This window comes from Pseudomonas sp. JE3303 (assembly GCF_056312565.1).
The window spans coordinates 25066-39992 of record NZ_JBWGIF010000019.1 but is presented as its reverse complement, the minus strand read 5'-3'; the positions used below and the strand labels follow the sequence as shown (position 1 = coordinate 39992).

Here is a 14927-nt window from a genome sequence, read left to right as displayed (position 1 = left end):
CCATGCAAGCTGATGCCCTTCTCAACCAGGACGAGCTGGACTTCATCCAGAACATGCAGCATTCGCCGCAACTGAACCTGGCCGACCCGATGTCGACCTTGCTGGTCAATGGAGACCGCCAGCTCAAGGATCTGCTGACCCGCCTGGTGGCCAATGAGCAGGTGACCTTGCAGGCGCAGTACAACAACCAGCAACTGAGCTTTCCGCTGCAACTGGTCGAGGACGAATTCCACGCCCTTCATCTGCAATTGGGCTCACCCGACATCTTCGAGGACGGACCCACCCTTCGCCCGTGGCGCCTGTCGCTGGAAACCCCAGCGCCACTGCTCGATGACCGGGGCAAGCCGAGCGGGCTCTGGGTGCGTGATATTTCCTTCAAGGGTGTGCTGCTGGAACTGCGCGGCATGGACCAGGCGCCGTCCGACTTCAGCCTGAACTTTGCTCCCGAAGGCATGCCGTCGATCAAGGTCCAGGGCGTATTGCGCCGCAGTATCGGCCCGCACCTGGCCGCCTACGACCTGAGCCGCACGCTGCCTGAAGAGACCGAATCCCTGCGTGAATTCATTCTCCAGGCCCACCGCCTGGCTCACCCAGCGCTACACGCTCAAGTATCGAAATGACCGGCCAGGCTCTGCTGCAAGCGACGGCGGATCTGTCCCGCGCCAGCGCCAAGGCATCCCACCTGGGTGCCGGCGAGGCTCTCGTGGGCCATCTCGGCCGTCTCGCCAGCCAGCAGTAGCGGGCAATCCAGCGACAGCACCAGGCGCGACAGGCGCCGCCCCAGACCGGCGGTTGGCGGACGATTGGCAAACAGTACCAGGGCTGCGGGCGACAGTCGCTCGCACACCAGTGCAAGCTCATCCAGCGGCTGCCCTGGCGCCAGCACCGTCACGCTCACCTCGTCGCCGCCCAGCAGCAGGCCCGCGACCAGCAATTCAAGCTCGGGCACATGCTCGTCCAACGGCGCAAGCACCACACTCTTGGCCTGGGTATCCCGCGCCAGGTGCAGGCGCTGCAGCACGCGTGCACGCAGGAAGTGGTCGAGAAACAGCCATTCGCTGGTCTGCCCGAAGCCGGCGCGCTCACGGCGCAAGGCAACCCAGACGGGCATGAACACCGCCTCGAAGACCTGCGCCAGCGTATGGCTGGCAAACACCAGGCCGTAGAGCTGTTCCAGCCGCGTGGTGTCGAACGCACGCACTGCCTCACGCACCTGGGCCTGGCTGCGCGCGTGCTGCTCCGGACCGAGCGCCGGCGCCCCACTGATTTCCAGCGTGCGGTCGCGGGCCAGAATCCGGCCAACCTTGCTCACGGCAACCCCACGGTCAAGCCAGCCGAGAATGCTGTGTACATCATCGATATCGGATTGCGAGTAGAGCCTGTGCCCGCTTTCGGTGCGTTTTGGCTGGATCAGCCCATATCGGCGCTCCCAGGCGCGCAGCGTGACCGGGTTGACGCCCGTCAGCCGAGCGACTTCACGGATCGGAAACAGCAGTTCATGGTCAAGATCGCTGGCGACTAGTGACGCGGCAGCCTGTTCGTTCATTGGCAGAAACCCGGGTTGGCCTTGTACGAATCGGCATTCTACGCCGGAAATCCCGAACCCGGCATGACAACGGTCGGCGGGCGTTCATCCGTTGGCCCTTGCAGGCCGCGAAATAACCGCCATAATCCGCGCCCGATTCTTGCATGCATGCCAACGCCGCCCACCACCCCGGGCGGCGTAGAAGGGGCAGGCTACCCGCCTTGCCCCCGTTGCCAGGAGATACACGATGTCTACCCCACCCGTGACCATGATGGTTTCGCGCCGCGCCGCCCATGGCCGCTACCAGGAGCTGTTGTCCTGGCTGCATGAAGGCGAGCAGCTGGCCACCGACTTTCCCGGCTATCTCGGCTCGGGCATCCTCGCTCCGCCCGCCGGTGGCGACGAGTTTCAGATCATCTTCCGCTTCACCAGCGAACAGACTCTCCACGCCTGGGAACATTCGGCCTCGCGCCGCACCTGGCTGCAACGGGGCAACGGCTTGTTCGAGCGTCCGCACGAACAGCGGGTCAGCAGCCTCGATGGCTGGTTCGGCACACCGCTGGTACAGCGCCCGCCGCGCTGGAAGCAGGCCGTGGCCATCTGGCTGGCGTTCTTCCCAGTGTCGGTGCTCTTCAATGTACTGTTCGGCCACTGGCTGGGCGCGCTGGACCTGGTACCGCGCATACTGCTCAGCACCCTTGGACTGACGCCCCTGATGGTGTACCTGTTCATCCCGCTGTCGACCCGTCTGCTGGCACCTTGGCTCAACGCCAGCCCGGTCACGGCAGAGGACAACGCGCGCGGGCTGCGCAGCCGCTGAGCAAGGGCGCGCAAGGCGGTGCAGTTCGGGTATGCTTTGGGCATTCACGAGCAGCCGTATAAGTTGACCGCCCGAACATGAACAGCCCAATTCTCGTTACCGGTGCCAGCCAGCGTGTCGGGCTGGCCCTGGCCCTCGAACTGGCACAGGCCGGCCATATGGTGGTCAGCGCCAGCCGCAGTGCCAGTGCGCATGCGCCACACCCGAACATCATCCCGTTCCAGGTCGACCTGTGCCGGGAGGCCGACCGCCTGGCCCTGATCGACCATCTGCAGCGCAACTACGACGGCCTGCGGGCGATCATCCACAACGCTTCGTTGTGGCTCGATGATGGCCTCGGCAACCTCGACACCATGTTCCGCCTGCATGTCGAGGCGCCTTACCACCTCAACCTGGCGCTGGGCGACCAGCTGGCCCGCGTGGAAAAAGCCGACATCATCCACATCTGCGACGAGACCTCCTCGCGTGGCAGCAAGAGCCATATCGGTTACGCCGCCACCAAGGCCGCCCTGCAGAACATGGTGCTGTCGTTCGCCGAAAAGTACGCACCCTCCATTCGCGTCAACGGTATCCTGCCCGGCCTGCTGATCTTCAAGGAAGACGGTGACGAGGCCTACCGCGAACACGCGCTGAAAAAAGCCTTGCTGGAGTTCGAGCCCGGCGCCCGTCCGCTGATCGAGGCGGTGATGTTCCTGCTCGAAAGCCAGTACAGCACCGGCAGCCAGGTGGTCATCAACGGTGGCCGCCATCTGAAGAACCGCATTGCCTGAGGGAAACCCATGACTCCGCAAGAACAGCTCGAACTCGAAGCCGCCGCGTTCCGGCGCCTGGTCGACCATCTGCGCAACCGTACCGATGTGCAGAACATCGACCTGATGAACCTCTCCGGTTTCTGCCGCAACTGCCTGTCCAAGTGGTACAAGGCCGCGGCCGATGACCGGCAGATCGACGTCAGCCTGGATGACGCCCGCGAAGCGGTGTACGGCATGCCCTACGCCGAGTGGAAAGCCCAATACCAGAAAGAAGCCAGCGCCGAGCAGCAAGCGGCGTTCGACCAAGGAAAACCTCGTGTCTGATCTCGATACCCTGCGCAACAGCCTCGCCAGCGGCGAACACCTCTTTGCCGATACCCTGGCATTCATTGCCAGGCACTACAGCTACCAGCCCCAGGCCTTCACCAACGGCAGCGTGGAAAACGCCGCCGGGCAAAACGAAGGTTCCTGCAAGACCTTGGGCATGGCCCTGCTTGAGGGCCTGAGCGACCAGCAAGCGTTGCAGGCCTTTGGCGAGCACTACCGCAGCGTCGTGGCGACGCCTGAAGGCACTGACCACGGCAATATCCGCGCCCTCATCGCCCATGGCCTGGCCGGCGTGAAGTTTGCGCAGCAGCCGCTTCAGCGACTCGGCTAGGAGACCCGCGGATCCGCCGAGGCCGTGGCCATCGGCGGCAAGTGGGCGAAACGAAGTAAGGGGTATGGCTCAGGCCGCCCCTTCAGGAGTGGGCACTACACGCAGCGCACGTTCCTTGCGCAGCACGTCGAGGCGCGAGCCCTGATAGCGGGTTTCGCGGAAGAACTTCCAGCGGCCGAACAGGCCATAGACATGGGTCACGCGTCCCTGTTCGTGATACCCCATGCGCAAGTGCAGCTTCATCGCGGGCACGTTGTGGGTCTCGACGACATCCACCACCTTGTTGCAGCCCTTGGCGCGCATCGTGTCCCACAGCGCGATCTGCGCATCGGCCGAAAGCCGGCTGCCGAAGAACCGGCGAATCATCTCGCCACCAAACTCGAAGAACTCGCCAGGCTTCACCGGGAAGGTGCAACCGTAGTAATGGCTGTCGTGGTAGTCGCGCACGCTTGCCCAGATAAAGGCGATGGCATCGCCCCGCTCGTCCAGGTACATATGGCCGGTGTGGCCTTCGGCCGCCAGTTCGCGCATGGTTTCGACCCGATCACCGAAGTGCCGGGCGAACGCATCGGCGTTCTGCGTGGTGATGTCGACTCGTTTTACGGGGGGATGGTCCCTGAGGGCATGAGGCCCTACCGGGGTGACCAGATCGCGTTCCATCCAGAGCAATTCCCAATGGAAGAACACGTAGCGTTCGACGAAAGTGTCGAAGGTTCGACGCAGACCTTTTTGCCTGAGTCTTTCTTGTATTTTTTTCAGTTTACCCATACTGCCTCCCAAGCCATGGCGAAGTTGCCAAGCCAATAAGAGCGGTATAGATCAGGGCCAGCGTAGCATGGCAATGCGCCAGCGAAAAAATTGTTACAAGCCGTTAACAGTTGGGAGCCAGGACCGTGCAGTCACTAAAAAGGCCTGCACGGTCATAGACTTACTTAGAGTTCAATGCAGTCAAACCGTACGTCGGTTGCAACGTCTTCGTCATAATTGACGTCGTTGCGCTCGAAGCCGAACAGATTCAGGAACTCGCGCTTGTAGCCCTTGTAGTCGGTCAGCTCGAACAGGTTCTCGGTGGTCACCTGTGGCCACAGGGCCTTGCAGGCATCCTGCACGTCGTCACGCAGCTCCCAATCGTCCAGGCGCAGGCGGCCTTCTTCGTCGACCTCGGCTGGCGCGCCGTCTTCGCGGAACAGACGATCGCGGAACAGGCGGTTGAGCTGGTCGCCGGTGCCTTCGTGGACGGCCTTCTCTTTCATGATCTTGAAGACCATGGACAGGTACAGCGGCATCACCGGGATGGCCGAGCTGGCCTGGGTGACCACGGACTTGAGCACCGCTACGTTGGCGCCGCCGCCGACTTTCTGGTCCAGGCGCTTGGCGGTTTCGTCCAGGTCCTGCTTGGCCTTGCCCAGGGCGCCATGCCAGTAGATCGGCCAGGTGATTTCGGTACCGATGTAGCTGAAGGCAACGGTGCGCGCCTTGTCAGCCAGCACACCCGCGTCCGACAGGGCGTCGATCCACAGCTGCCAGTCCTGGCCACCCATCACGGTGACGGTGTCGGCGATTTCCTGGTCGGATGCAGGCTCGATCGACGCCTCGATGATGGTGTCCTTGTTGGTGTCGATGGCGGTCGACTTGTACGGCTGGCCAATCGGCTTGAGTGCCGAGCGCACCAGTTCGCCGGTCTGCGGCAGCTTGCGCACAGGGGACGCCAGCGAGTAGATGACCAGATCGACCTGGCCGCCCATTTCGTTCTTGATCAGCTCGATGACCTTGGCGCGGGCTTCGTCCGAGAAGGCGTCACCGTTGATCGACTTGCTGTACAGGCCTTCCGCCTTGGCGAACTTGTCGAAGGCGGCGGCGTTGTACCAGCCGGCGGTGCCTGGCTTGGTCTCGGTGCCGGGTTTTTCGAAGAACACGCCCAGGGTGTCGGCCTTGAAGCCGAAAGCAGCGGTGATGCGTGCCGCCAGGCCGTAGCCGCTGGAAGCACCGATCACCAGGACCTTCTTCGGCCCATCCTCGCGCACGCCCAGCTTGCGGGTGGCTTCGATCTGGTCACGGACATTGAGCTCACAGCCCTTCGGGTGAGTCGTGGTGCAGATGAAACCGCGGACTTTAGGATGAATGATGGCCAATGTCTGTACCTCTTCAGGTGTTTAGGCAGGGCACGCGCGCCGTGGCTGGCGGTGTACCGTTGAATAGAGGGTGAGACTACACCCGCACGCTATCGGACACATCTTAAGGGTTGCGGGCGGGCTTCAAAAGTCGCACCGGCTCAGGGAGGCGGGTCTTTTTCAGGCAGGCGACGCCGTCCTGTCAGCATCGACAGCGGCAGGTTCTCGCGCAGGCGCACGCTTTCGACGATGGCCGCCAGCACATGCACGCAGACCAGCGTCAGCAGCGAATTGGCGAAAAACGCGTGCAGGTCCATCGGCCAGTCCGCGCCCCAGAGTGCGTCCACTTCCTGGGACAGCCAGCCGGTCAGGCCGAGCCCGGCGATGCAGCTCATCATGAGCACCATCACCAGCGCACCGATGGGCGTGTGCCCCATGCGATGATACGGTTGGCCACGGACCAGCGCCCGCCCATGGGCCAGCAGGCGAGTCGGCGTCGGCCAGAAGTCTGACCAGCGCGCGCTGGGCGATCCGACAAACCCCCATACCAGCCGCACCACCAGGCAGGCGAACGCGTAGTAGCCCAGCCACTGGTGCCAGTCGTCCCCTTCCTCGTTGAAGAAATAATTCGAGAAGAACACCACCGCCAGGGACCAGTGGCACACGCGTAGCAGCGGGTCCCAGAGGCGCACCGTGGCGCCGGGCATCAGTCCTCGATCTCGGTCTTGACCGCCTTGCCGGTGACCGGGTCATGGTAGATCTCGACCTTGCGGCCATCCTTGTCGAAGCCGTAGATCTCGTAGCAGTTGCCCTTGGTGACCTTGAACTTGTTGATGCGGTAGCCCTGCTCCTTGAGCTTGGCCTGGAACTGCTCCGGGTCCTGCCAGGTACTGCGCTCGGCGGTGGTGCATTCAGTGGCAGCGACGGCGGCGGTGCTGCCGAGCAGCAGGGCGATGGCGATCAGGTTACGCATGGCGGAAACTCCGATGGGATGACACGGTTTCACTGTAGCGGCCCCCCGACGTTGTGCTACCCGCTTTTGCGCAGTCCGTCCGATCGAGTAATCTCGGCCGACCGCTACGGATAACGGTGAGCCCCATGCAAGTACGCGCGATCAGCCTCCATGACCTGGAGAGTTTCTACGACCTGTTTTGCGAAGTGACTGCCGAAGGCCTGTTCTCATCGCGCGCCACGCCTCCGCCCAAGCACGCCGTCGCCCGGGCGCTTGCGCAAGTCGTCGCGAATGACTGGCCGTTGTATGTGATCGAACAGGACGGCGTCATCCTCGCCTCGGCCGAGGCTTATCCGGAGAGTTTCTGTCGCAAGAGCGGTAGCCCGTTGATCGGGGTATTGGGCATGCAGGTGAAGCACGGCTACCGCCGCCGCGGGTATGGCGCCCTGCTGCACGCCGTGATCGAGCACGGGAAGCGGCTGGGTTTCGAGGCGATCGAGCTGACGGTTCTCAAGTCCAACAAGGCCGCGCGTGCGCTGTATGACAAGACCGGGTTTGCGTGGGTGGCCGACCTGTTGCCCTGCGTGTTGCCTGGGGGGCAGGAGGACCAGTTGGAGAAGATGCGGCTTGGGCTTGCCAGCAGGAAATTGCCCATACCTAACGATTCAGCTCAGATCGTTGTAGATACGGCCTCGTGTCGCGAAACGGGCCCGAAGGGCGCGTAAAACCTGCTACCACCGTCCTCCAGGCACCTCAGATAAATGCTTCACGCCCGCCGCGCGGCCACTCACAAATCTGGCTAATCCAGCAACGCCCCCTACTCTTGAAACCGAATACACGCAAACCCAGTCTTCACCATCAACGGCTTCACCACCTCGGTCGTCTCCCGCCCTTTCTCCTGCTTGACCACCTCCAGCCCACACTCATACCTGTAAGTGTCATACAGCGGGATGATCTTTTCGACCGACATGCTCGACCGCGACTTCAACGTGTAGACCCCACCTTCCTGCGGTGTCAGCTTGAACGGCAGCTTGCACGTCTGGCGAGCAGCCTCTTGCCAGAACGTGATCACCAACGGCTTGCCCGGCACCACCGGCGCCTCGAAGTGATCGCCCTTGCGCGGGATCGCCGTCCAGCCCGAATAGCAACCTGAGTCACTGAAACTCATGGCCTGCAGGGTTATGCCATTTTCATAGGGCATCTTGATGGTTGCCGAAGGCTCGCCAGATTCTGGAAACCGGTATTGATCGCCCTGCAGCGCAGTGCAGCCTGCCATCGCAATGACACCAGCCAACGCAAAAACCGCACGAAACCCCACAAAACCACTGTCACGCAAAGACATCCACAACCTCCCTGTCAGACCGGGCAAGGGTGCCCGCTCGAAATGAGGCGCTATGGTAGCGGATTCAGGGATGATTACAGCCGCGACGGCTGCCGGATCACTAAGATCCCGGGACAGCATTGCCGAGCTTGGCGAACGTTGCTTAAGCACTACGCTCGCGTACTACCTTCAGGCCGCCCCCTCCGAGGCCGGATCACTGGTTCTTAACTGAAGCGAGACTCCATCGCTTCAATATTCACGGCTCTTTCTTCCTCCAGGCTGAGCATACGCTCGGCAGCAAGACGCTCGGCACGCAAATCCATGAGCTCATTCTGCATGGCTTCATAGGCATCGATCCCCATCAGCACCGCAGCAGGCGCGTTGTCCTCAATAATCAGCAAGTGAGTGGTTTCACCACTGGTTACTTCGTTCAGCCGTGCTTCAAACGTTCCAGCCATGGCCGTAGCGGAGACGGCCTGGTCAGCGCGGGTAAGTAAGGCAGACATTCATTCCTCCAGTCCCATCAATCTTGCTTAATGTCATTAGACGAATGCAGCTCCAGCACTCCCCAGTACGATTTGAATTGCGCACAACCAGGACACTGGTCGATCTCAATCCAGACATCGCAGACGCGGCCAATGCTCCAGCCACCCCTTGCTGCTGACCCGTGCCTCATATTCCCCTCGCTTGAGCCCCACGAAGTGCCGGGTCGGCCTAAGCACCATCCCGAACAAATCCTCCAGCCCCAGCGGCGCCAGCACGTCGCACTTCTTCGCTCCCGAGCGCCTCACTGCCACCGCAGTTGCAGTCTCAGGCCAATGGCACATGGCATCGGCGGTGGAATTATAGGGCGGATCGCCGTTACGCAGATGCATCCGGGCCTGGTTCTTTACCGACCATTTGATCTGAGGCGCCCATTCTCCCAAGACCCACTCCAGTCGCCGGTCTACAGCTGGGTTCACCTGATCAGGATCGAACCACAGCACATCCACATCGCCAGAGGGTGCAGACGGAGGGCGGCCATGCAGATGGTCCCAGACCGCGTTACGCACGAAGCCCGCACCGATCCAGCAGTCGGGGAGCCCGAGTGCGCTGACGAGATCCAGGAGGTGCCAGCGGTTCAGGTCTGTTTCTAACAATGATTCAAGAGACTGCGCAAAATCCATTAGCGGCCGCATTAGTCCGGCTGCGTCTTTCGGTAGCAGCCAAAGGTGTCGGCACAGGGTGCCAACCATTGGCGAATGTTTGAGTTGAGTGCTAGCGCTTCTGGCTCCAGCAGGCGCGCGCTGAAATTGGCATGGCGCAAAAAGCGCACCTCGAGGCATTGCTCCAACTGCCCGGCCAGCAGCGGGAAGTCCATGAGGCTGCGAAGCCGTGGCCACTTGATCAGCTTGCGGTATCGCAGTTGCTGGGACTCGACCCAGAGGCTGTCGTCAGGGCGCCACTGGATATCGAACAGATTGTCGTGGCGCGACAGGTGCACGCGCCAGTTACCGTTGGAAGGAATGGACAGATCGAGTTTGAGACTCTCGGGCCGCAGCTGGTTGCGCTTGTAGAACCAATGCCCTGGGGGCTCGGTGGTGACGTCGATGGAGCAGACGCTGTAGGCCACCGCGTCGATCCCGAATGTGGCGAACCACTCGGCGATTTCAGTGCTGTCGGGATGACTGGACATGCGTGGCCTCCTCCTGAGAAACATTCATTGGCGCGAAAACTTAAACGCTTGGCTTGGCAGGGTCATGACGCTTGGTCGAATTTCGTGGAGTGCAGCACAGGCTTTATAGCGGCCGGCTCACCGGCGACGATGCCCGCGCAACGGCTCCCCAAGATCCAGCCTCGGGCGCCCAAGAAGGAGGGATCGTGGCGAACCGTCCAGTGAGCTCGAGGCGCCTTGCGAGGGGCTGCAAAGCAGCCTCGAGAGACCACACGACGTTGCACCCTTCAAACGGTATGCCCTTACCTTGTTAACCTCTTTTTTGAATCGTTAACCGCATTGGTTTACAGTTCAAAAAACCTGTTAACACGACATCTGTTACCGCTGCTTTTCATGAGCAGGGTTACTTGATGGCAGCTACACGGTGGATGGCACGGGCTTGCCCGTGAACGCGGGCAAGCCCCTACAGTTACTGTGCCGGGCTTTAAGCCGGTGCCTTTGGTGTAGAAGGTTTATGCCTTGGATGAAGCTTCGCTTTTCATCCTGCCCACTTCCATATCCTTGACGATCGCCTTCGCGAACCCGCTCAGGTAATACGCCGACCAGATCATGTCGCCATCGTTGTCTACCGCCCCGGCCTCGATCAGCTTGTGCCCGCAGCCCAGTAAGGTCGAAACCTGCTCCAACGCATAGTCGCGGGGAACGCCTGGATTGATGCGGAACAAGTCCATGGGTGGATTCTCGGTAGTAATGAAGGTGGTAACGCCTGCAGTCTTGGCTGACCCGCTCATGATGTCACCTCCTGGGCCTCAGAGACCTGCATCTTGGCAAGCGCGTGCTCGATCAACGCCTTGGCCGTTTCGGTAGAGTGCAATACGTTCACCAGCATGCCCTCCCCGGGCTCCTTGAAGTGCGTGCTGCAATATTCGTCGGTGGTTTCATAGGCACCACGCAGCAGTTCGCTGGCGATGACGAGTGAATCCTCAGGGGTCAGGTGGTTGTGGAGGGTGTAGTGCGAAGTGGTGATGAGGTTGCGGGGTGGGTCGGGGACGATCTTTTTCATGACTTGACTCCTATATCTAACAGGAGCTGTCCCCCAGATCCCTCTCACAGGATGAGGGTGGCAGCCATACGCGGGGTGAGAGACCGGTAGATATAGGAAACCCGGCCAGACCGAGGTCTGCCCGCGCACAGCTGCCATAAAGCTTGCTGAAATATCTACACGGGCTCTCACACCCGGTCGCCAAAGGTGGTGACGACTCGAGGAAATTAGTCCCGATGCAGCTTCCCCCACAATCGGAAAATTCAGCAGCGCTCGTAGGATACTTCCCAAATTTGGAAAACCGAAATATTTCGCGGCCAGATCGAAGCCTGCCTACACACGATCTGGCGGCTAGCTGGACCACGACACACCAAGCGAACCACACAAAAACAACAAAGCCCGCACAAGGCGGGCTTTGGCTGAACATGGTGCCGGAGACAGGAATCGAACCTGCGACCTTCGCGTTACGAGTGCGCTGCTCTACCGACTGAGCTACACCGGCGTGTTGCGAAACGTACCACTGCCGTGGCAGTTACGCAAACCCCTGTTTCCTAACAGCTATTACCGTTGCCTCACGGGGCCTTGCAACCTGCTGGGGCGAGGTCTTCCTCGATGTTGCTGGTGCAGGTCCAGCCGGTGCTGGCGCGAGTCAGGGTGAGGGTCTTGCCGAGGACGTTGCCGGGGGCGTCGACGAGGGTGCAGGCGATGCTGCCGGTGCCACTCGCGGCGACGCCTGTGGCGGTGGTGGCGCAGTGGGCGGTGGCGGGCTTGCCGCCGAGGGCGGCGACGTCGGGCACGTCCTTGCCGGCGTTCAGGCGCAGGTCCATGGCGGTCTTGAGCGCGGAGATCTCGACCAGGGCCGCCGCGGCCTTGGTGCGCGATTGGTTGTCGGTGTACATGGGGATGGCGATGGTCGCCAGGATGCCGATGATCGCTACGACGATCATCAGTTCGATCAGGGTGATGCCGCGTTGCCCTTTCATTACGCTTTCCTTGTTGGTACGGGTATGCCGGGGAACCAGTCTGCGACGCTCCGGCGGCAGCGGCGCAGTAGGCCTGAACAGACACCTTTTGTCACCCTGCCGGGCGGTGCGCCGCGGTCGCTGGAACTACTCTAGTGAGCACCTCGGACATGTGCCCGGTCGCAGCTGTTACCGGGCTTGTCGCAACCAGCGGAAAGGATTTCTGCATGAGCAATGGATCACGCCAGTACGCCTGGCAAGGAACAGACGCGAGCGGCGCGCGGGTCACGGGTCGACGCGAAGGCCGCACGTTGGCGCTGGTGCGCGCCGGGCTGGAGCGTCAGGGGATCAGGGTGGCGCGAGTGGAGGTCGCCGGCGGTAGGGTCTGGCGCTTGCCGCTGCGCCGGGAAACTACCGATCCGGCAGGATTCAGCCGCCAGCTTGCGACATTGCTCAAGGCGGGAGTGCCGTTGCTGCAGGCCTTCGAGGTGATGCGCCGCAGTGGCTGCAGCGCCAGCATGGCGCGGCTGCTGGCGCACCTGGAACGCCAGGTGGGCGCGGGGCAGAACCTGGCCGATGCCATGCAGCGGGAACCGCGCTGGTTCGACAGGCTGTATTGCAACCTGGTGAGGGTGGGCGAGCAGTCCGGCACGCTGGATATCCAGCTCGAGCAGCTCGCCGGGATGCTCGAGCAGCGCCAGGCCCTGCGCAAGCGGCTGCGCAAGGCGATGATGTACCCGGCGCTGCTGTTGCTGACGGGACTGGGCGTTTCGGCGTTGTTGCTGCTTGAGGTGGTGCCGCGCTTTCAGACGCTGTTCGACGGCTTCGGCAGTGCCCTGCCGGCGTTCACCCAATGGGTCATCGATTTATCCACAGGGCTGGGCCGCCATGCCGGAACGTTGGTGTTTATCATCGTTGGCGGGCTTCTAGGCGGGCGCTGGCTCTACCAGCGCCACCCTGCGGCCCGCTTGTGGCTGTTGCGCAGGATCATGCGGGTGCCCGTTTTCGGCCCCTTGATCACCCACGCCGCGCTGGCGCGCTTCGCCCGCTGCCTGGCCACGGCCTACACGGCCGGCGTGCCGCTGCTCGATGCCATGGGCACGGTGGCGGCGGCCAGCGGCAATGCCCTGCACGAGCAGGCGATACTGCGGCTGCGCCAGGCCATGGGCAACGGCCAGGGCCTGAGCCTGGCGATGGCCGAGGACCGCGCCTTCACCCCGCTGCTGGTGCAGATGTGCGCGATCGGCGAAAGCAGCGGGACCCTCGATACCATGCTCGGGCGCGCGGCCTGCCATTACGAGGAACAGGTCAGCCAGTCGCTGGAGCAGTTGACCAGCCTGCTCGAACCCGCGATTGTGCTGGTCCTTGGCATTGTGGTCGGCGGCCTGGTGGTCGCCATGTACCTGCCGATATTCCAGCTGGGTAACCTGATCTGAATGAACCTGTGGATTGCGATGGCCGACCAGCCAGTATTCTTTCTATCGATGTCCGCAGTGCTCGGCCTGCTCGTGGGCAGCTTTCTCAATGTGCTGGTTCATCGCCTGCCCATCATGCTCGACCGCCAGTGGCAGCGCGAAGCCCAGGAAGCACTGGGCCTGCCGACCCAGACGCATGAGCCGCTCAACCTGTGCCTGCCGGCCTCGCACTGCCCTCATTGCGGCCACCGCATCCGCGCGTGGGAAAACATTCCGCTGCTCAGCTACCTCGCCCTGAGCGGGCGTTGCTCGGCCTGCCGGGCAAAGATCAGTGTGCGCTATCCGTTGGTGGAGCTGGGCTGCGCGGCACTGACGCTGCTGGCTGCCTGGCAAGGCGGTCCGACCTTGCAGACGCTGGCGCTGATGCTCCTGGGCTGGTGCCTGCTGGCCCTGAGCCTGATCGACATCGAGCACCAGCTGCTGCCGGACACACTGGTGCTGCCGATGCTCTGGCTGGGGCTGATCGTCAATGCCTTCGGGCTTTTCGTGCCGCTGGACCAGGCGCTATGGGGCGCGGTATTCGGCTATCTCAGCCTGTGGTCGGTGTTCTGGCTGTTCAAGCTGGTCACCGGCAAGGACGGCATGGGCTACGGCGACTTCAAGCTGATGGCGCTGATCGGCGCGTGGGGCGGCTGGCAAGTGCTGCCCCTGACCTTGATGTTGTCATCGGTGGTGGGCGCGCTGGCAGGCCTGTGCCTGCTGCGCTGGCGCAACGCGTCGATGGGCACGGCGATGCCTTTCGGACCCTATCTGGCCATTGCGGGCTGGATTGCGCTGCTCTGGGGTGATGAAATAAGCACCTTCTACCTGCAACTGATCGGATTTTCATGACCACAGCGGCATTCACCCCTTGGATACTCGGGCTCACCGGCGGCATCGGCAGCGGCAAGAGCGCGGCCGCGCAGCGCTTCGTCGAACTGGGCGTGCACCTTGTCGATGCCGACCAGGCGGCGCGCTGGGTGGTCGAGCCAGGCCGCCCTGCCCTGGCCAGCCTGGTCGAGCGCTTTGGCGCTGGCCTGCTGCTCGAGGACGGCCAGCTCAACCGTGGTGCACTGCGCGAGCTGATCTTCGCCGACCCGGCGCAGCGGCTGTGGGTGGAGCAACTGCTGCACCCGCTGATCGGTCAGGAGATCTTCAGTTACCTGGCCAAGGCAGAATCACCCTATGCGGTGTTTGTCTCGCCTTTGATGATCGAGTCCGGCCAGCACAAGAAAACCCACCGTCTGCTGGTGATCGATGCGCCCGAGGCACTGCAGGTGCAGCGCACCCTCGCCCGCGACCAGACCAGCCCCGAGCAGGTCCAGGCCATTCTGAAGGCCCAGACCAGCCGCGAAGAGCGCCTGCGCCATGCCGACGATGTGGTGGTCAATGACCGCGACCTCGCAGCGCTGCACGACCAGATCGATCGCCTGCATCATTTTTACCTGACTTTACGAGGAGGCCAGCCATGAGCCAGCCCATGACCGTTGACTGCCCGACCTGCGGCGCCCCTGTTGAATGGAGCGCGGCCAGCGCGTTCCGGCCATTCTGTTCCGATCGCTGCAAACTGATCGACTTGGGCGCCTGGGCGTCGGAGGAGCACAAGATCCCGGTTGCACCGGATGCCGAGGATGAACTGTTCTCCGGCGAGCTCGACCCCCGCCATTAAGCACTGA

At 62.4% G+C, this 14927-nt stretch carries 22 protein-coding genes and 1 tRNA gene; 10 read left to right on the top strand and 13 right to left on the bottom strand.

All coding sequences use genetic code 11. The annotated features are described in order from the left end of the window. Positions 1-2: 2 nt before the first annotated feature. On the top strand, positions 3-620 hold the full coding sequence (locus AC0ZZU_RS22930; RefSeq protein ID WP_476343567.1) for a hypothetical protein: 618 nt from the start codon (positions 3-5) through the stop codon (positions 618-620). On the opposite strand, the gene AC0ZZU_RS22925 is transcribed toward AC0ZZU_RS22930, so the two are convergent. Next, positions 605-1546, bottom strand: coding sequence for a MerR family transcriptional regulator (locus AC0ZZU_RS22925; protein ID WP_476343565.1), 942 nt, complete (start codon positions 1544-1546; stop codon positions 605-607). The genes AC0ZZU_RS22930 and AC0ZZU_RS22925 overlap by 16 nt on opposite strands. Before the next feature lie 226 nt (positions 1547-1772). Between AC0ZZU_RS22925 and AC0ZZU_RS22920 the strand changes: the two genes are divergently transcribed. From AC0ZZU_RS22920 to AC0ZZU_RS22905, 4 genes are all read left to right on the top strand, one after another. Then, positions 1773-2345, top strand: a complete 573-nt coding sequence (locus AC0ZZU_RS22920; protein ID WP_476343563.1) for an antibiotic biosynthesis monooxygenase — start codon at positions 1773-1775, stop codon at positions 2343-2345. A 77-nt stretch (positions 2346-2422) separates the two neighbouring features. Next, positions 2423-3115 (top strand): dihydromonapterin reductase, encoded by a 693-nt coding sequence (folM, locus tag AC0ZZU_RS22915; RefSeq protein WP_476343562.1) that lies wholly within the window; start codon positions 2423-2425, stop codon positions 3113-3115. A 9-nt stretch (positions 3116-3124) separates the two neighbouring features. Beyond that, entirely contained in the window at positions 3125-3421 is a 297-nt protein-coding gene (locus tag AC0ZZU_RS22910; RefSeq protein ID WP_476343560.1) for a DUF1244 domain-containing protein, read from the top strand. Beyond that, positions 3414-3755, top strand: coding sequence for a HopJ type III effector protein (locus AC0ZZU_RS22905; RefSeq protein WP_476343558.1), 342 nt, complete (start codon positions 3414-3416; stop codon positions 3753-3755). The genes AC0ZZU_RS22910 and AC0ZZU_RS22905 overlap by 8 nt, the downstream gene beginning before the upstream one ends. A gap of 69 nt (positions 3756-3824) precedes the next feature. Here AC0ZZU_RS22905 and AC0ZZU_RS22900 read toward each other — a convergent pair whose 3' ends face one another. The 4 genes from AC0ZZU_RS22900 to AC0ZZU_RS22885 form a co-directional block, all read right to left on the bottom strand. Beyond that, positions 3825-4523, bottom strand: coding sequence for an N-acetyltransferase (locus tag AC0ZZU_RS22900; RefSeq protein WP_476343556.1), 699 nt, complete (start codon positions 4521-4523; stop codon positions 3825-3827). A gap of 164 nt (positions 4524-4687) precedes the next feature. Then, positions 4688-5887, bottom strand: a complete 1200-nt coding sequence (gene fabV, locus AC0ZZU_RS22895) for an enoyl-ACP reductase FabV (RefSeq protein ID WP_476343554.1) — start codon at positions 5885-5887, stop codon at positions 4688-4690. 140 nt (positions 5888-6027) lie between these two features. After that, entirely contained in the window at positions 6028-6573 is a 546-nt protein-coding gene (locus tag AC0ZZU_RS22890; protein WP_476343552.1) for a cytochrome b/b6 domain-containing protein, read from the bottom strand. After that, entirely contained in the window at positions 6573-6839 is a 267-nt protein-coding gene (locus AC0ZZU_RS22885) for a PepSY domain-containing protein (RefSeq protein WP_158459858.1), read from the bottom strand. The genes AC0ZZU_RS22890 and AC0ZZU_RS22885 overlap by 1 nt, the downstream gene beginning before the upstream one ends. 125 nt (positions 6840-6964) lie before the next feature. Between AC0ZZU_RS22885 and AC0ZZU_RS22880 the strand changes: the two genes are divergently transcribed. Beyond that, entirely contained in the window at positions 6965-7543 is a 579-nt protein-coding gene (locus AC0ZZU_RS22880) for an N-acetyltransferase family protein (protein WP_476343550.1), read from the top strand. A gap of 92 nt (positions 7544-7635) precedes the next feature. On the opposite strand, the gene AC0ZZU_RS22875 is transcribed toward AC0ZZU_RS22880, so the two are convergent. The 8 genes from AC0ZZU_RS22875 to AC0ZZU_RS22840 form a co-directional block, all read right to left on the bottom strand. Further along, complete coding sequence (locus AC0ZZU_RS22875) at positions 7636-8160, bottom strand: hypothetical protein (RefSeq protein WP_476343548.1); 525 nt, start codon at positions 8158-8160, stop codon at positions 7636-7638. Between the two features lie 203 nt (positions 8161-8363). Then, on the bottom strand, positions 8364-8645 hold the full coding sequence (locus AC0ZZU_RS22870) for a type II toxin-antitoxin system Phd/YefM family antitoxin (protein WP_476343546.1): 282 nt from the start codon (positions 8643-8645) through the stop codon (positions 8364-8366). Positions 8646-8750: 105 nt separating this feature from the next. Next, positions 8751-9305, bottom strand: a complete 555-nt coding sequence (locus AC0ZZU_RS22865) for a nucleotidyltransferase family protein (protein ID WP_476343545.1) — start codon at positions 9303-9305, stop codon at positions 8751-8753. A gap of 11 nt (positions 9306-9316) precedes the next feature. Further along, complete coding sequence (locus tag AC0ZZU_RS22860; protein WP_476343543.1) at positions 9317-9814, bottom strand: hypothetical protein; 498 nt, start codon at positions 9812-9814, stop codon at positions 9317-9319. A 491-nt stretch (positions 9815-10305) separates the two neighbouring features. After that, positions 10306-10584: a DUF3077 domain-containing protein gene (locus tag AC0ZZU_RS22855; protein ID WP_476343541.1), complete on the bottom strand. Its 279-nt coding sequence runs from the start codon at positions 10582-10584 to the stop codon at positions 10306-10308. Further along, positions 10581-10856 (bottom strand): hypothetical protein, encoded by a 276-nt coding sequence (locus AC0ZZU_RS22850; protein ID WP_476343539.1) that lies wholly within the window; start codon positions 10854-10856, stop codon positions 10581-10583. The genes AC0ZZU_RS22855 and AC0ZZU_RS22850 overlap by 4 nt, the downstream gene beginning before the upstream one ends. 405 nt (positions 10857-11261) lie before the next feature. Then, positions 11262-11337 (bottom strand) — tRNA-Thr (locus tag AC0ZZU_RS22845). Between the two features lie 70 nt (positions 11338-11407). Next, positions 11408-11818 carry a pilin gene (locus AC0ZZU_RS22840; RefSeq protein WP_158464911.1) on the bottom strand — a complete coding sequence of 137 codons (411 nt, stop codon included), beginning with the start codon at positions 11816-11818 and terminating at the stop codon, positions 11408-11410. A gap of 206 nt (positions 11819-12024) precedes the next feature. Here AC0ZZU_RS22840 and AC0ZZU_RS22835 point away from each other — a divergent pair, with 206 nt between their 5' ends. Genes AC0ZZU_RS22835 through yacG form a run of 4 tightly spaced genes read left to right on the top strand, consistent with a single transcriptional unit; the run spans position 12025 to position 14920 of the window. After that, the gene (locus AC0ZZU_RS22835) at positions 12025-13233 is read left to right on the top strand and encodes a type II secretion system F family protein (protein ID WP_476343537.1); all 1209 of its coding nucleotides are present in this window, start codon (positions 12025-12027) and stop codon (positions 13231-13233) included. Next, entirely contained in the window at positions 13234-14103 is an 870-nt protein-coding gene (locus tag AC0ZZU_RS22830) for a prepilin peptidase (RefSeq protein WP_476343535.1), read from the top strand. Beyond that, positions 14100-14723, top strand: coding sequence for a dephospho-CoA kinase (coaE, locus tag AC0ZZU_RS22825; RefSeq protein ID WP_476343533.1), 624 nt, complete (start codon positions 14100-14102; stop codon positions 14721-14723). The genes AC0ZZU_RS22830 and coaE overlap by 4 nt, the downstream gene beginning before the upstream one ends. Beyond that, on the top strand, positions 14720-14920 hold the full coding sequence (gene yacG / locus AC0ZZU_RS22820) for a DNA gyrase inhibitor YacG (protein WP_324121352.1): 201 nt from the start codon (positions 14720-14722) through the stop codon (positions 14918-14920). Before coaE ends, yacG begins: the two co-directional genes overlap by 4 nt. The last annotated feature ends 7 nt before the right edge of the window (positions 14921-14927 follow it).

Excerpts from the sequence above, each read along its gene's own strand:
- AC0ZZU_RS22930 (WP_476343567.1), top strand. The coding sequence starts at position 3 with ATGCAAGCTGATGCCCTTCTCAACCAGGACGAGCTGGACTTCATCCAG.
- AC0ZZU_RS22925 (WP_476343565.1), bottom strand. The coding sequence starts at position 1,546 with ATGAACGAACAGGCTGCCGCGTCACTAGTCGCCAGCGATCTTGACCAT.
- AC0ZZU_RS22920 (WP_476343563.1), top strand. The coding sequence starts at position 1,773 with ATGTCTACCCCACCCGTGACCATGATGGTTTCGCGCCGCGCCGCCCAT.
- folM (WP_476343562.1), top strand. The coding sequence starts at position 2,423 with ATGAACAGCCCAATTCTCGTTACCGGTGCCAGCCAGCGTGTCGGGCTG.
- AC0ZZU_RS22910 (WP_476343560.1), top strand. The coding sequence starts at position 3,125 with ATGACTCCGCAAGAACAGCTCGAACTCGAAGCCGCCGCGTTCCGGCGC.
- AC0ZZU_RS22900 (WP_476343556.1), bottom strand. The coding sequence starts at position 4,523 with ATGGGTAAACTGAAAAAAATACAAGAAAGACTCAGGCAAAAAGGTCTG.
- AC0ZZU_RS22890 (WP_476343552.1), bottom strand. The coding sequence starts at position 6,573 with ATGCCCGGCGCCACGGTGCGCCTCTGGGACCCGCTGCTACGCGTGTGC.
- AC0ZZU_RS22885 (WP_158459858.1), bottom strand. The coding sequence starts at position 6,839 with ATGCGTAACCTGATCGCCATCGCCCTGCTGCTCGGCAGCACCGCCGCC.
- AC0ZZU_RS22880 (WP_476343550.1), top strand. The coding sequence starts at position 6,965 with ATGCAAGTACGCGCGATCAGCCTCCATGACCTGGAGAGTTTCTACGAC.
- AC0ZZU_RS22875 (WP_476343548.1), bottom strand. The coding sequence starts at position 8,160 with ATGTCTTTGCGTGACAGTGGTTTTGTGGGGTTTCGTGCGGTTTTTGCG.
- AC0ZZU_RS22870 (WP_476343546.1), bottom strand. The coding sequence starts at position 8,645 with ATGTCTGCCTTACTTACCCGCGCTGACCAGGCCGTCTCCGCTACGGCC.
- AC0ZZU_RS22865 (WP_476343545.1), bottom strand. The coding sequence starts at position 9,305 with ATGGATTTTGCGCAGTCTCTTGAATCATTGTTAGAAACAGACCTGAAC.
- AC0ZZU_RS22860 (WP_476343543.1), bottom strand. The coding sequence starts at position 9,814 with ATGTCCAGTCATCCCGACAGCACTGAAATCGCCGAGTGGTTCGCCACA.
- AC0ZZU_RS22855 (WP_476343541.1), bottom strand. The coding sequence starts at position 10,584 with ATGAGCGGGTCAGCCAAGACTGCAGGCGTTACCACCTTCATTACTACC.
- AC0ZZU_RS22850 (WP_476343539.1), bottom strand. The coding sequence starts at position 10,856 with ATGAAAAAGATCGTCCCCGACCCACCCCGCAACCTCATCACCACTTCG.
- AC0ZZU_RS22840 (WP_158464911.1), bottom strand. The coding sequence starts at position 11,818 with ATGAAAGGGCAACGCGGCATCACCCTGATCGAACTGATGATCGTCGTA.
- AC0ZZU_RS22835 (WP_476343537.1), top strand. The coding sequence starts at position 12,025 with ATGAGCAATGGATCACGCCAGTACGCCTGGCAAGGAACAGACGCGAGC.
- AC0ZZU_RS22830 (WP_476343535.1), top strand. The coding sequence starts at position 13,234 with ATGAACCTGTGGATTGCGATGGCCGACCAGCCAGTATTCTTTCTATCG.
- coaE (WP_476343533.1), top strand. The coding sequence starts at position 14,100 with ATGACCACAGCGGCATTCACCCCTTGGATACTCGGGCTCACCGGCGGC.
- yacG (WP_324121352.1), top strand. The coding sequence starts at position 14,720 with ATGAGCCAGCCCATGACCGTTGACTGCCCGACCTGCGGCGCCCCTGTT.